Origin of the sequence: Pseudomonas chlororaphis (assembly GCA_001023535.1) — a bacterium.
Lineage (GTDB): Bacteria > Pseudomonadota > Gammaproteobacteria > Pseudomonadales > Pseudomonadaceae > Aquipseudomonas > Aquipseudomonas chlororaphis_E.
The window spans coordinates 6010175-6023591 of record CP011020.1; the positions used below are offsets into that span (position 1 = coordinate 6010175).

General features: G+C 62.7%; 14 protein-coding genes. 7 read left to right on the forward strand and 7 right to left on the reverse strand.

Annotation, left to right across the window (positions count from 1 at the left end; genetic code table 11):
• Positions 1-3: 3 nt before the first annotated feature.
• Both VM99_26235 and VM99_26240 read right to left on the reverse strand, forming a co-directional pair.
• Positions 4-591: an RNA polymerase sigma-H factor AlgU gene (locus VM99_26235; protein ID AKK01386.1), complete on the reverse strand. Its 588-nt coding sequence runs from the start codon at positions 589-591 to the stop codon at positions 4-6.
• Between the two features lie 31 nt (positions 592-622).
• Positions 623-1204: an RNA polymerase sigma-H factor gene (locus VM99_26240; protein AKK01387.1), complete on the reverse strand. Its 582-nt coding sequence runs from the start codon at positions 1202-1204 to the stop codon at positions 623-625.
• 559 nt (positions 1205-1763) lie between these two features.
• Between VM99_26240 and VM99_26245 the strand changes: the two genes are divergently transcribed.
• Complete coding sequence (locus VM99_26245; GenBank protein ID AKK01388.1) at positions 1764-3380, forward strand: L-aspartate oxidase; 1617 nt, start codon at positions 1764-1766, stop codon at positions 3378-3380.
• Here the strand turns inward: VM99_26245 and VM99_26250 are convergent.
• Entirely contained in the window at positions 3349-3801 is a 453-nt protein-coding gene (locus VM99_26250; protein AKK01389.1) for a hypothetical protein, read from the reverse strand. The two genes, VM99_26245 and VM99_26250, sit on opposite strands and share 32 nt — an antisense overlap.
• Positions 3785-4039, reverse strand: a complete 255-nt coding sequence (locus VM99_26255) for a hypothetical protein (protein ID AKK01390.1) — start codon at positions 4037-4039, stop codon at positions 3785-3787. Before VM99_26255 ends, VM99_26250 begins: the two co-directional genes overlap by 17 nt.
• A gap of 149 nt (positions 4040-4188) precedes the next feature.
• Here VM99_26255 and VM99_26260 point away from each other — a divergent pair, with 149 nt between their 5' ends.
• Positions 4189-5130, forward strand: coding sequence for an aminomethyltransferase (locus VM99_26260; protein ID AKK01391.1), 942 nt, complete (start codon positions 4189-4191; stop codon positions 5128-5130).
• A 35-nt stretch (positions 5131-5165) separates the two neighbouring features.
• Positions 5166-5987 (forward strand): histidine kinase, encoded by an 822-nt coding sequence (locus tag VM99_26265; protein AKK01392.1) that lies wholly within the window; start codon positions 5166-5168, stop codon positions 5985-5987.
• Between the two features lie 29 nt (positions 5988-6016).
• Here VM99_26265 and VM99_26270 read toward each other — a convergent pair whose 3' ends face one another.
• Together VM99_26270 and VM99_26275 are read right to left on the reverse strand one after the other, a co-directional pair.
• A complete protein-coding gene (locus VM99_26270) occupies positions 6017-7408 on the reverse strand; it encodes a histidine kinase (GenBank protein AKK01393.1) in 1392 nt (463 codons plus the stop codon).
• Complete coding sequence (locus tag VM99_26275; GenBank protein ID AKK01394.1) at positions 7401-8072, reverse strand: transcriptional regulator; 672 nt, start codon at positions 8070-8072, stop codon at positions 7401-7403. Before VM99_26275 ends, VM99_26270 begins: the two co-directional genes overlap by 8 nt.
• A gap of 447 nt (positions 8073-8519) precedes the next feature.
• Here VM99_26275 and VM99_26280 point away from each other — a divergent pair, with 447 nt between their 5' ends.
• From VM99_26280 to VM99_26295, 4 genes are read left to right on the forward strand one after another with little or no spacing between them, the layout of a single operon-like run.
• On the forward strand, positions 8520-9497 hold the full coding sequence (locus VM99_26280; protein AKK01395.1) for a tricarboxylic transport membrane protein: 978 nt from the start codon (positions 8520-8522) through the stop codon (positions 9495-9497).
• Between the two features lie 55 nt (positions 9498-9552).
• On the forward strand, positions 9553-10014 hold the full coding sequence (locus tag VM99_26285) for a membrane protein (protein ID AKK01396.1): 462 nt from the start codon (positions 9553-9555) through the stop codon (positions 10012-10014).
• Between the two features lies 1 nt (position 10015).
• Entirely contained in the window at positions 10016-11530 is a 1515-nt protein-coding gene (locus VM99_26290) for a tripartite tricarboxylate transporter TctA (protein AKK01397.1), read from the forward strand.
• A complete protein-coding gene (locus tag VM99_26295; protein ID AKK01398.1) occupies positions 11523-12560 on the forward strand; it encodes a membrane protein in 1038 nt (345 codons plus the stop codon). The genes VM99_26290 and VM99_26295 overlap by 8 nt, the downstream gene beginning before the upstream one ends.
• 57 nt (positions 12561-12617) lie before the next feature.
• Here VM99_26295 and VM99_26300 read toward each other — a convergent pair whose 3' ends face one another.
• The gene (locus tag VM99_26300) at positions 12618-13310 is read right to left on the reverse strand and encodes a uracil-DNA glycosylase (protein AKK01399.1); all 693 of its coding nucleotides are present in this window, start codon (positions 13308-13310) and stop codon (positions 12618-12620) included.
• Positions 13311-13417 lie beyond the last annotated feature (107 nt).

Genomic DNA, 13417 nt, shown 5'->3' on the forward strand with positions numbered 1-13417 from the left:
TAATTAACGGTTTTCCATACTGGCTGCACGGGCATAGGGCAGCGCGCTTTCAGTACCCTTCAAGGCAGCTTGCTGGGCATGCTGACGCAGGTAGTTAGGCAGACGCTGGTCATGCCAGCCAGGTTGGCCTTGCAGCACACCGTTGGTCATCGGACCTGCAGCTTCCGAACCTTCGCTGTAGCCGGCCAGCACTGCCGGGCCCTTGACCTGTGGAGCGGCCAGGCCAGGCTGGGTGGACTGCTGCGCCATTTGCACGCCGGCAATCTCATCCTGGTTATACAGGCGCACACCGGCCAGTACGGCTACGGTGACCGAAGCGGCAACGGCCAGGCGACCCAGGCTGCGCCATGGTCCGCGGGAGGCTTTTGCCGGTACGGCTTCGTCAGCCAATGCAGAAGAAACGGCCGCAGCGATGTCCAGGCGCGGAAGCAGCAGGTCCTTGTGCATTACAGCCCGAGCGATCTGGTAACGAGCCCAGGTCTCACGGGTTTCAACATCGTCAAAGGCATTCAATACCCGACGCAATTCCAGTTCGTCCGCTTCGTTATCCATCACTGCGGACAGCGATTCCTGCAGGGCTTCACGACTCATGGCGTTCCTCTCTTGGCTATCGCCGCTGTCTTTAGTTTTCCTGCAACAACGGTTGCAGGGCTTTATCGATGGCCTCCCGAGCGCGGAAGATCCGGGAGCGCACGGTACCCACCGGACATTGCATGACGCTCGCAATGTCCTCATAACTCAGACCGTCGAACTCGCGTAAAGTTAAAGCCGTACGCAAATCTTCGGGCAGTTGCTGGATGGTTCGGTGGACAGTGCCCTCGATCTCATCCCGCAGCAATGCACGTTCCGGGGATTCGAGGTCCTTGAGGCCGTGATCGCCATCGTAGAACTCTGCATCTTCAGAACTTACATCGCTATCCGGCGGCCGGCGGCCGCGTGAAACCAGATAGTTTTTCGCCGTGTTGATGGCGATGCGGTAAAGCCACGTGTAGAACGCGCTGTCGCCGCGAAAATTACCAAGTGCACGGTAGGCCTTGATGAAGGCCTCCTGAGCAACATCCTGCGCTTCATGGGTGTCGTGCACGAACCGCACGATCAACCCGAGAATTTTGTGCTGGTATTTCAGCACTAGCAGATCGAAAGCTCGCTTGTCGCCGCGTTGTACGCGCTCAACCAGCTGCTGATCCTCTTCCTGGGTTAGCATGAACACTCCTCGATAAGCTCGAAGGAGGCTTGCATTACTAATTGTCCGGGCTTGCAAACATAGACTCGGGCTTTTCGCAAAAGTTCTCCCCCTTCCAAGCAAGTTTCCGGCGCGCTCTGATCTCGGCACGCACGAAAAACGCAGCACGAGATTCCCCGGCTGCGCGAATAATCTATCGCCGGGCCTGTCGGCAAGGACTTCAATCGAAATCCTGCACACCCAACGCTGCTCCCTTTTGCAGACAACCGTCTATTGAACGTAGGCGCCTGGCAAAAGTTCCCTCTATTTTATAGCGCTGTGAAGTGGACATTGGCCAACCGTGACGGGATAAACCACGCTCTATCCTCGAAACGGCCGCCTTGTTGCCCGCCCATGCGAAACCGCGATCCGACGAAGCGTGCCGCTGTTCCACCACACTGGTACCACATTGCCATGATTCGCCCGGCTATTGTGCCGGTCCCCCCCTCTATATACTAGTGGGCTGCGTGGCTGCGTGACCCGATGAAACGGTGTCCTGCGCCAACCCCGACCCGGGTCGCCTTGAGCGGAAACCATTCGAATGAGCCAACAGTTCCAACATGATGTTCTGGTAATCGGCAGCGGAGCCGCCGGTTTGAGCCTTGCCCTGACCTTGCCGGAGCATTTGCGCATCGCCGTGCTGAGCAAGGGCGACCTGGCCAACGGCTCGACATTCTGGGCCCAGGGCGGCGTCGCGGCCGTCCTGGACGATACCGATACCGTCGAATCCCATGTCGACGACACCCTCAACGCTGGTGGCGGCCTGTGTCACCCGGACGCGGTGCGCTTTACCGTCGAGCACAGCCGGGAAGCCATCCAGTGGCTGATCGACCAGGGCGTGCCATTTACCCGTGACGAGCACTCCGGCAACGAAGACGGCGGTTTCGAATTTCACCTGACCCGCGAAGGCGGCCACAGCCATCGACGGATCATCCACGCGGCCGATGCCACCGGCGCGGCGATCTTCAAGACATTGCTCGCCCAGGCCCGGCAGCGGCCGAACATCGAGTTGCTGGAGCAGCGCGTCGCGGTCGACCTGATTACCGAAAAGCGCCTGGGCCTGGAGGGTGATCGTTGCCTGGGCGCCTACGTGCTCAATCGCGGCACCGGCGAAGTCGACACCTACGGCGCGCGTTTCGTCATCCTGGCCTCCGGCGGGGCCGCGAAAGTCTACCTTTATACCAGCAACCCCGACGGCGCCTGCGGCGACGGCATCGCCATGGCATGGCGCTCGGGCTGCCGGGTGGCGAACCTGGAATTCAACCAGTTCCACCCCACCTGCCTTTACCACCCGCTGGCCAAGAGTTTCCTGGTGACCGAGGCCCTGCGTGGCGAAGGGGCCCACCTGAAGCTGCCCAACGGTGAACGCTTCATGCAGCGCTTCGACCCGCGTGCCGAACTGGCGCCCCGGGACATCGTCGCCCGGGCCATCGACCATGAAATGAAGCGCCTGGGCATCGATTGCGTCTACCTGGACATCAGCCACAAGCCCGAAGCCTTCATCAAGAGCCATTTCCCGACCGTCTACGAGCGTTGCCTGGAGTTTTCCATCGACATCACCCGGCAACCGATCCCGGTGGTGCCGGCGGCGCACTACACCTGCGGTGGCGTGATGGTCGACCAGCAGGGCCGCACCGACGTGCCGGGCCTGTACGCCATCGGCGAAACCAGCTTCACCGGCCTGCACGGCGCCAACCGCATGGCCAGCAACTCGCTGCTGGAATGTTTCGTCTACGCCCGCTCGGCGGCGGCAGACATCCTGCAACAATTGCCACAGATCGCCATCCCCGCCGCCCTGCCCTCGTGGGACGCCAGCCAGGTCACCGATTCGGACGAAGACGTGATCATCGCCCACAACTGGGACGAACTACGGCGTTTCATGTGGGACTACGTGGGGATCGTGCGCACCAACAAGCGCCTGCAACGGGCCCAGCACCGGGTGCGCCTGCTGCTGGATGAAATCGACGAGTTCTACAGCAACTACAAAGTCAGCCGCGACCTGATCGAGCTGCGCAACCTGGCCCAGGTGGCCGAACTGATGATCCGTTCGGCCATGGAGCGCAAGGAAAGCCGGGGACTGCACTACACCCTCGACTACCCGGACCTGCTGCCCGAGGCACTGGACACTATCCTGGTGCCGCCCACCTACGCCGACTGAACCTGAGCCGCACCCGCAGGCGCCGATGAGTATCCGGCGCCAGCGCGTCGCGCGGCACGCACAGCGAGCGGACCCGCCACTCGCCCCGCAGGCGAAAACGCAGCACGACGATCAACGGCAACGCCAGGCTGTCGGGGCGCAACTGCACCGCCCGCCAACCGTGAGCCGGGCTCCACAGGTGCCAACCGGCCGCGTCGTAACGCAAACCACTGAAGGCCTGTCGATGGGTCAACAAGAGCTGTCGCGGCAGGACCCAGGCGCCATGGGCCAGGCACAGCACCACGCCAAGCGCTGCCAACGGGAAAGGGACAGACAGGAGACACAACGAACCCAGGGCGACAGCCTGGGCCAGCAGGTAGGCCGCCAGCAGTTGCCTGGAGGCCTGCCAGCGGCATTCGAAGCGGTTACTTTGGCTGGACACGGTCCAGAATCATCCGAACCATGCGCTGCAGCTCTGGATCGTCGGATTCGCTACGCTCCATGAACCAGCCGAACATGTCCTGGTCCTCGCATTCGAGCAGGCGGACATAGCACGCGCGGTCCGTTTCATTGAGATGGGGATAGACCTCTTTCACGAACGGCACCAGCAACACGTCCAGCTCAAGCATGCCGCGACGGCTGTGCCAGTAGAGGCGATTCAGTTCAACATCTTCGACCATGGAGCGCTCCTCAAATAGAGCGCAAGTATACAGGCCCCGCCGTGGTGGAACAGACAGCATTGGTCGGCCACGACCGTTCCTTTGTGAACTACCCATTTCAAGGGCGCCCCCTTATGATGTCCACCAGACTTTTTACCCTGCGATGTCCCATGGCTGATTCCGCTTTTTTCTGCACCCTGTCCCACGAAGGCGTTCTCGCGGTCCGCGGCGTGGATGCCGGCAAATTCCTGCAAGGTCAATTGACCTGCAATCTCAACTACCTGAGCGACAGCCGTGCCAGCCTTGGTGCCCGCTGCACCCAGAAAGGCCGTATGCAATCGAGCTTCCGCATCCTGCTCGAAGGCGACGGCGTGCTGATGGCGATGGCCAGCGAGCTGCTCGAGCCACAACTGGCGGACCTGAAAAAATACGCCGTGTTCTCCAAATCCAAACTCACCGACGAAAGCCCGGCCTGGGTTCGCTTCGGCCTGGAAAACGCCGACGACGTGCTCGCCGGCCTGGGCCTCGAACTGCCGGCCGACACCGACAGTGTGGTTCGCCATGAGTCGCTGATCGCCGTGCGGGTTTCCCCCGGCCGTGCTGAACTCTGGGCCCGCGCCGAGCAGGCGCCAGCGCTCAGGAGCCAACTGGCCGCGGCACTCGCCGAGAAAGACCTGAACCCGTGGCTGCTGGGCCAGGTCCGCGCCGGTATCGGTCAGGTGATGCCGGCCACCCGTGAGCTGTTCATCCCGCAGATGCTCAACCTGCAAGCCGTTGGCGGCGTGAGTTTCAAGAAAGGTTGCTACACCGGCCAGGAAATCGTCGCCCGCATGCAGTACCTGGGCAAGCTCAAACGGCGCCTGTATCGCCTGCAACTGGACGCCAGCGAACTGCCGGAACCGGGCACGGCGCTGTTCTCCCCGACCCACGGCAGCTCCATCGGCGAAGTGGTGATGGCTGCGCGAGCCGAGCAAAACATTGAACTGCTGGCGGTGTTGCAGGCCGAAGCAGCGGAAGATGGCAACCTGCACCTGGGCGCCCTGGAAGGCCCAACCCTGCAGTTGCTCGACTTGCCTTACGAGTTGGACCGCGACCGCGAGATCCAGCGCTGATCGCAGCCTTTGTCGCAACACCCTAGAGAACCGAAATGAGCGATTTGGCGGAGAAGGTCCAACGGGATTTGGTGGAGGCCATCGATAACGATGACCTGGTGTTGCCAACATTACCGGAAGTGGCCCTGCAGATTCGCCGGGCCGCTGAAGACCCGGAAATCAGCGTAAGCAACCTGAGCAAAGTGATCGGTCGCGACACGGCGCTTTCGGCTCGCCTGATAAAAGTGGTCAACAGCCCGCTGCTTCGCGCCACCCAGGAAGTCACCGACCTGCACACGGCCATCACCCGGCTTGGCGTCAACTACAGCAGTAACCTGGCCATTGGCCTGGTCATGGAGCAGATTTTCCATGCCCGCTCCGAGGTGGTCGAACAGAAAATGCGCGAAGTCTGGCGCAAAAGCCTGGAGATCGCCGGTGTCAGCTATGCGCTGTGCCGCGGCTACACGCAGCTCAAGCCCGACCAGGCGGCCCTCGGTGGGCTGGTGCACCAGATCGGCGTGCTGCCGATCCTGACGTACGCGCAAGACAACAACGAATTGTTGTCCGACCCCGTCAGCCTCAACCATGTCATCGAGACGATTCATCCGGTGCTGGGGGACAAGTTGCTCAGTGTCTGGGAGTTTCCAGAGAGGCTGGTGAAACTGCCGGGCTTGTACCTGGATTTCACCCGGGATACCCGGCAGGTCGATTATGTCGACCTGGTGCAGGTCGCTGCGCTGTATTGCTACAGAGACACCGACCACCCTCTCGGCAAGATCGATGTGTTTGCGGTGCCGTCCTTCAAGAAGCTGGGCATCGACCTGGACAACAAGGATCGCTGCGCGCACATCGAAGAAGCGCGGTCGATGTTTTACTAGCGAGCCGGGTGCGCCGAAGCGCATTGGAATCAGTCCGAGCCCGGTACAAAACTCACCCGCACCTTCAGCCCCCGCTCCTGCCCATCGTGCAGGGTGATCTGCGCCAAGTGAGCGCGGCAGATCTCACCGACGATCGCCAACCCCAGGCCGGACCCGGCCACTTGCTGGTTGCGACGATAGAAGCGCTCGAACACCCGATCGCGCTCGTGCAGGGGAATGCCAGGGCCGTCGTCCTCAACTTCCAGCACCGCCGGCGCGGTGACCCGCAGGATCACGTTGCCGCCCGATGGGGTATGCGCCAGGGCGTTATCCACCAGGTTGCTCAGCAACTCGTTGAGCAAGGTCGGCTCGCCCCGCAGCCACACCGGCTCATCGGCTTCCAGCGCCAACGCCACACCCCGGGCATGGGCCAGCGGCGCCATGGCCATGCCCAGCTCCCGGGCCAGCTGACTCATGTCGAGCAACTGCGCGCCGCCCTCGGCGATGGCGCGGGCGCCGTTTTCGACGCGGGCCATGGACAACAGCTGATTCGCCAGATGGGTCAAGCGGTCGGTGCCTTGGGCGGCGGTTTCCAAGGTTTCACGCCAGGTCGCCGGCTCACTGGCGCGCAAGCCCAGCTCCAGGCGGGCCTTGAGCGCGGCCAACGGTGTGCGCAGTTCATGGGCGGCATCGGCAATGAATTGCGCCTGGCGCTCGAACTGCCCGCGCAGCCGCTCGGTGAAGTGGTTGAGGGCCCGCACCAGGGGCCAGAGCTCATGCTGGACTTCCACCAGCGGCAGCGGACGCAGATCGTCCGGCTGGCGCTCCTCCACCGCCGTACGCAAGCGCTCCAGTGGACGCAATGCGGCACTGACCGCGAACCACACCAGCAGCAACGCCCCCACGGCCAGCATCCCGAGGCGCAGCAAGGTGTCGGCCATCAGGCTGCGGGCCATGCTGACCCGCGCCTCTTCAGTCTCCGCAACGCGAATCTCCGCCATGCCGTTCATGTTCGGCTCGCTCACGGCTTTGAGCAGGCTCACCACCCGCACGTTCTGGCCCTGGTAACTGGCGTTGTAGAAGCGCGCCAGGGCCGGGTAATCGTCGGTGCGTGGCGTACCGGGCGGCGGGCCGGGAAGGTTTTCATAGCCAGAGATCAACTGCTTGTTGATGTCATTGACCTGGTAATAAATGCGCCCGGCGCTGTCATAGGCGAAGGTGTCCAGGGCCACATAGGGCACGTCCGCGCTCAGGCTGCCATCGCGCTGGGAAAGCCCCGCGGCGATGGTTCGGGCCGAGGCCAGCAGCGTGCGGTCATAGGCGGTATCCGCGGCTTCGCGACCGTTCCAGTAGGCGCTCAGGCCGCTGGCGAGCATCAGCACCACCAACAGCAATGCGAGGTTCCAGAGCAACCGCCAGCGCAGGCTGTCGGGCTTATGCATCGCGGTTTTCCAGCAGGTAGCCCAGGCCACGGAAGGTGACGATGGCAACCGCATGGCCATCGAGTTTCTTGCGCAGGCGATGGACGTAGATCTCGATGGCATCCGCGCTGGCTTCTTCGTCCAGGCCAAATACCTGGGCGGCCAACTGCTCCTTGCTCATCACCCGCCCCGGCCGGGCGATCAACGCCTCCAGCACCGCCTGCTCGCGGGATGTCAGCGTCAGCAGTTCATCGTCGAGGGTGAAACGACGGGTGTCCAGGTCATACACCAGCCCACCACAGCGCTGTTGGCGTTCGCCGCCCAGGACACTGCGCCGCAACAGCGCCTTGACCCGGGCCTCCAGCTCGGTCAGTTCAAAGGGCTTGGCCAGGTAATCGTCGGCCCCCAGGTTCAGGCCGTGGACGCGGTCCTTAACGTCGCTGCGGGCGGTGAGCATCAACACCGGCAGGGTCTTGCCGCGAGCCCGCAGGCGCGCCAGCACTTCGAAACCGTCCATGCGCGGCAGCCCGACATCGAGGACCGCCACGGCGTACTCCTCGCTGCTCAAGGCCAGGTCTGCGGCCACGCCATCGTGCAGCACATCGACGGTCAAACCGGTGCTCTTGAGCGCCTGGGCAACGCTTTCGGCAAGCTGCAGATGGTCTTCGACGAGCAGAACACGCATGGGTTATTCCTCGATTCAGGGATGGCCGACGCCATTCTTTGGCGCGGAGTTTACAGCCGCAACGCCCACTGTGAAGCCAAAAAACAGCCTGAAAGGTATTGAAAGGTTAGCGAAAGGTTGGGCCGTTAGAGTCCCAGGACGGACAGTTTCGACTGCCGGTCGCGATGCGGATCGCGAACGAAAAACGCCTCGAAGCGTTTTCGCCGATAAGAACAATAAAAGCGGAGTGTTCATCATGCTGTCCATGCAGCGTCAGGCCACCGTGCCAGCCCACCTTTCCCGCTTCCAACAGACCGTCCTGGCCAGCTTCACTGCTGCCCGGCCTGCCGTTGTTCCATCGCGCCCCTCCCTGCCACGACCTGTGTCGGCCATCCTCGATGAGCAAGGCAAGGAGCCGGCATCGCCCCCTTCGTACCACACACAACAACAACTCCTGTGGAGACAATAATGAGCCTATCACTGCGTAAAGTCGTCCTGGCCGCCGGCTGCCTGATGTTCGCCGGGCAGTTGCTCGCCGAACCCAAGCGCCCCGAATGCATCGCACCGGCCTCCCCCGGCGGCGGTTTCGACCTGACGTGCAAGCTTGCGCAAAGCGCACTGGTCAACCAGAAGCTGCTGACCAAGCCGATGCGCGTCACCTACATGCCCGGTGGCGTTGGCGCGGTGGCCTATAACGCCGTGGTCGCCCAGCGCCCGGCGGACGCCGGCACCCTGGTGGCCTGGTCCAGCGGCTCGCTGTTGAACCTGGCCCAGGGCAAGTTCGGTCGCTTCGACGAAAGCGCCGTGCGTTGGCTGGCCGCCGTCGGTACCAGCTATGGCGCCATCGCAGTGAAGAGTGATTCGCCCTACAAGACCCTCGATGATCTGGTACAAGCCCTGAAGAAAGATCCAGGCTCAGTGGTCATCGGCTCCGGCGGCACCGTGGGCAGCCAGGACTGGATGCAGACCGCACTCATCGCCAAGGCCGCCGGGATCAACCCTCGCGACCTGCGCTATGTGGCCCTCGAAGGCGGCGGTGAAATCGCTACTGCCCTGCTCGGCGGGCACATCCAGGTCGGCAGTACCGACATCTCCGACTCCATGCCCCATATCCAGAGCGGTGACATGCGCCTGCTGGCCGTGTTCGCCGAAAAACGCATCGACGAGCCGGAAATGAAAGACATCCCGACCGCCAAGGAACAAGGCTACGACATCGTCTGGCCGGTGGTGCGCGGCTTCTACCTCGGGCCAAAGGTCAGCGACGAAGATTACGCCTGGTGGAAAGACGCCTTCGACAAGCTGCTGGCCTCCGAAGAGTTCGCCAAGCTGCGAGACCAGCGCGAGTTGTTCCCGTTCGCCATGACCGGCCAGGAACTGGACACCTACGTGAAGAAGCAAGTCGCCGATTACAAGGTGCTGGCCAAAGAGTTCGGCCTGATCCAGTAACCGTCTCTGTTCGCGCGGCGGCGTCGGCTACCCCGACGCTGCCCAGGAGTTAGTCATGCTCACCCTTCAACGTATTTTTGCGGCGGTGCTGTTGCTGGCCTGTGTTGGCCTGGCACTGATGGCCTGGCCTTACCAGGCGGCTTTTTCTTATGAACCCGTTGGCCCACGAGCCTTTCCCCTGCTGATGCTTGGGCTGATGGGCCTGGCTTTGTTGTACATGCTGTTTCGTCCCGCACCGGTCGTACACAGCGACGAAGACCCGCAACTGGACCGCGAAACCCTGCAGAAAATCGGCATCTGCATAGCACTGCTGCTGGTGTTCGCCGGCACCTTCGAACCTTTGGGCTTCATCCTCGCCAGCATTTTGGTCGGAGTGCCGATGGCACGCCTGTATGGCGGCCGTTGGGTGCCGAGCGTGGTGATCATCAGCCTGATGGCCATTGGTCTGTATCTGTTGTTCGACAAGCTGATGGACGTCCCCCTGCCCCTCGGCCTGCTCGACGTCCTGGAGAATTGATATGGATACCCTGAATTATCTCGGCCAGGGTTTTGGCGTGGCACTGACGCCTTACAACCTCGTCACCGCATTGACCGGCACCTTGATCGGCACCGTGGTCGGTTTGTTGCCGGGTCTGGGCCCGATCAATGGCGTGGCACTGCTGATCCCGATTGCATTCGCCCTTGGGCTGCCGCCGGAGTCGGCGCTTATCCTGTTGGCCGCCGTGTACCTGGGTTGCGAATATGGCGGGCGCATCAGCTCGATCCTGCTCAACATCCCGGGCGAAGCCTCCACCGTGATGACCACCCTCGACGGCTACCCGATGGCGCGCCAAGGCCTGGCCGGAGTGGCGTTGTCACTGTCGGCGTGGAGTTCGTTCATCGGTGCGTTCATCGCCACCTGCGGCATGGTCCTGTTTGCCCCGCTGCTGGCCAAATGGGCAATTGCCTTCGGACCGGCGGAGTATTTCGTCCTGATGGTGTTCGCCATCGTCTGCCTGGGTGGCATGGCCGGCGACCGTCCCCTCAAAACGTTTATCGCAGCGCTGATCGGCCTGTTCCTGTCCAGTGTCGGGATCGATGCCAACAGCGGCGTGTACCGCTTCACCGGTGACAACATCCACCTGACCGACGGGATCCAGTTCGTCGTGCTGGTGCTCGGCCTGTTTTCCATCAGCGAGATCCTGTTGCTGTTGGAGAAAACCCACCGCGGCCAGGAAGCGGTGAAAGCCACCGGGCGGATGATGTTCAACTTCAAGGAAGCGGCATCGGTATTTGTCGTGAACCTGCGTTGCGGCCTACTCGGTTTCATCATGGGCGTGTTGCCGGGCGCCGGCGCGACCCTCGCCAGTGCCGTGGCCTACATGACCGAGAAGCGCATCGCCGGTGCCAGCGGCACGTTCGGCCAGGGCGACAAGCGTGGCCTCGCCGCGCCAGAAACCGCCATCGGTGGCGCAGCCTGCGGTGCGCTGGTGCCGATGCTGACCCTCGGCGTTCCCGGTTCGGGCACCACGGCGGTGATGATCGGCGCGCTGTCGCTGTACAACATCACCCCTGGCCCGTTGCTGTTCCAGCAACAGCCGGACATCGTCTGGGGCCTGATCGCGTCGTTGTTCATCGCCAACGTCATGCTGGTGATCCTCAACATCCCGATGATCCGCGTGTTCACCCGCATCCTGGCGGTACCGAACTGGGCGCTGGTACCGGTCATCGCCATCATCACCGGCATCGGTGTCTATGCGGTGCACGCCACCACGTTCGACCTGTTCCTGATGATCGGCATCGGCATCTTCGGCTACATCCTGCGCAAGCTGGACTTCCCGCTGTCACCGGTGCTGCTGGGCTTTATCCTGGGCGGCCTGATGGAGCAGAACCTGCGGCGTGCGTTGTCGATTTCCAATGGCGCACTGGAGATCCTCTGGTCGAGCCCGATCACCTTCGGTTGCTGGATCCTGACGGCGATCATGCTGTTCATGCCATTGTTGCGGATCTGGCGTCGTCGCGCCGCCCAACGACGTGCCCTGGCCAATGTCTGAGGCGACTTTCAGACAATGGTGGGGAACACCGCTGGTCGGCCTGGCCGGCGGTTACCTGGCCAGCCTGGTTGGCTGGCCCTTGCCCTGGATGGTCGGCTCGTTGCTGGCGATCATCCTGGTGCGCTGCCTGACACCCTGGCAGTTGAAGGAAATCCCCGGCGGCCGCAAATGCGGCCAATGGGTAGTGGGTATCGGAATCGGCCTGCACTTCACGCCCCTGGTGATGGAGCAGGTCCTGGGCCACTTCGGCCTGATTTTTTTTGGCGCGCTGATCACCAGCGTGTCCAGCGGGGTGAGTGTCTGGCTGATGCGCCGCACCGGCGAGGACCGCGCCACCGCTTTCTTTTCCAGCATGCCGGGCGGCTCCGGCGAAATGGTCAACCTTGGCGCCCGTAACGGCGCCGATCTGAGCCGCGTCGCCGCGGGCCAGAGCTTGCGGGTGCTGGTGGTGGTGCTGTGCGTGCCCGCGGCGTTCAAGTACCTGTTGGGCGAAGGCTCCCCGGTACAACACGCCACGACCGTGGACTGGCTCTGGTTGGCGCTGCTGTTTCCAGCCGGCGCCCTGCTCGCCTGGGTCTGGGAGCGCCTGCGCCAACCCAACCCGTGGCTGTTCGGGCCGCTGCTGGTGAGCGCGGCGGTGAGCATCGGCTGGGACCTGCACATCGGCTTGCCCCACGGCGCCAGCCAGATTGGCCAATGGCTGATCGGCAGCGGCCTGGGTTGTCATTTCAACCGACAGTTCTTCCGGCGGGCGCCGTCGTTCATGGGCCGCACCCTGATCGGCACCGTGTTGACGATGCTGATCGCCAGCCTCGCGGCCCTGGGCCTGAGCACACTGACCCACCTGGACCTGCGCTCACTGACCCTCGGCATGATGCCCGGCGGCATCGCGGAAATGAGCTTGACGGCGGAGACGCTGCAATTGTCGGTGCCGTTGGTGACGGCGTTGCAGGTCATGCGACTGTTGTTCGTGCTGTTTCTGGCAGAACCGTTGTTCCGGTATTGGATACGGCGCCAGGGGCAGGCCTGATTGCCTGCGGTGTTTTCTTCGCGAGCCTGCTGGCGAACAGGCCCCGAGGACGAACACTCAGACCGGCGGCAATCGCCAGTCGATCGGCGCCTCGCCGTGCTGTTCGAGGAACTTGTTGGTGCGGCTGAAATGTCCGCACCCCAGGAACCCCCGGTACGCCGATAACGGCGACGGGTGCACCGAGGTCAGCACCAGGTGCTTGGTCGCGTCGATCAGTTTCTGCTTGCTTTGCGCATGGGCACCCCACAGCAGGAACACCAGGTGCGGCTGGTGCTCGCTGACCACTTCGATGACCCGGTCGGTAAAATGCTGCCAACCCTTGCCCGCGTGGGCGTTGGCATTGGCGCGCTCCACGGTCATGGTGGTGTTAAGCAGCAGCACCCCTTGGTCGGCCCAGCTTTGCAGGTAGCCGTGGTTGGGAATGTCGATGTTCAGGTCGCGCTTCAATTCCTTATAGATGTTCACCAGCGACGGCGGCGTCGGCACGCCCGGCTGCACCGAGAAGCACAAGCCGTGGGCCTGGCCCGGGCCGTGGTACGGATCCTGGCCGAGGATGACCACCTTGACCTTGTCCAGCGGCGTGGAGTTGAGGGCGTTGAAGATCAGCGATGCCGGTGGGTAGATCTCCTTGCCCGCGGCGTACTCCCGACGCAGGAATTCGCGCAACTCTGCCATGTAGGGCTGGTCGAACTCGGCACGCAGTGCCTGCTTCCAGCTCGGTTCGAGTTTGATACGGTCATCAGCAGTCATGATTGCACCCGGTAGAAACAATGGGCGCACCCTAGGAAAGCCTACATGGCTTGTCAATTGATCTGACACAGAACCGGCACTTTCCCACGCAACGGTCATACTGAACA

Excerpts from the sequence above, each read along its gene's own strand:
- VM99_26235 (AKK01386.1), bottom strand. The coding sequence starts at position 591 with ATGAGTCGTGAAGCCCTGCAGGAATCGCTGTCCGCAGTGATGGATAAC.
- VM99_26240 (AKK01387.1), bottom strand. The coding sequence starts at position 1,204 with ATGCTAACCCAGGAAGAGGATCAGCAGCTGGTTGAGCGCGTACAACGC.
- VM99_26245 (AKK01388.1), top strand. The coding sequence starts at position 1,764 with ATGAGCCAACAGTTCCAACATGATGTTCTGGTAATCGGCAGCGGAGCC.
- VM99_26255 (AKK01390.1), bottom strand. The coding sequence starts at position 4,039 with ATGGTCGAAGATGTTGAACTGAATCGCCTCTACTGGCACAGCCGTCGC.
- VM99_26260 (AKK01391.1), top strand. The coding sequence starts at position 4,189 with ATGGCTGATTCCGCTTTTTTCTGCACCCTGTCCCACGAAGGCGTTCTC.
- VM99_26265 (AKK01392.1), top strand. The coding sequence starts at position 5,166 with ATGAGCGATTTGGCGGAGAAGGTCCAACGGGATTTGGTGGAGGCCATC.
- VM99_26270 (AKK01393.1), bottom strand. The coding sequence starts at position 7,408 with ATGCATAAGCCCGACAGCCTGCGCTGGCGGTTGCTCTGGAACCTCGCA.
- VM99_26275 (AKK01394.1), bottom strand. The coding sequence starts at position 8,072 with ATGCGTGTTCTGCTCGTCGAAGACCATCTGCAGCTTGCCGAAAGCGTT.
- VM99_26280 (AKK01395.1), top strand. The coding sequence starts at position 8,520 with ATGAGCCTATCACTGCGTAAAGTCGTCCTGGCCGCCGGCTGCCTGATG.
- VM99_26285 (AKK01396.1), top strand. The coding sequence starts at position 9,553 with ATGCTCACCCTTCAACGTATTTTTGCGGCGGTGCTGTTGCTGGCCTGT.
- VM99_26290 (AKK01397.1), top strand. The coding sequence starts at position 10,016 with ATGGATACCCTGAATTATCTCGGCCAGGGTTTTGGCGTGGCACTGACG.
- VM99_26295 (AKK01398.1), top strand. The coding sequence starts at position 11,523 with ATGTCTGAGGCGACTTTCAGACAATGGTGGGGAACACCGCTGGTCGGC.
- VM99_26300 (AKK01399.1), bottom strand. The coding sequence starts at position 13,310 with ATGACTGCTGATGACCGTATCAAACTCGAACCGAGCTGGAAGCAGGCA.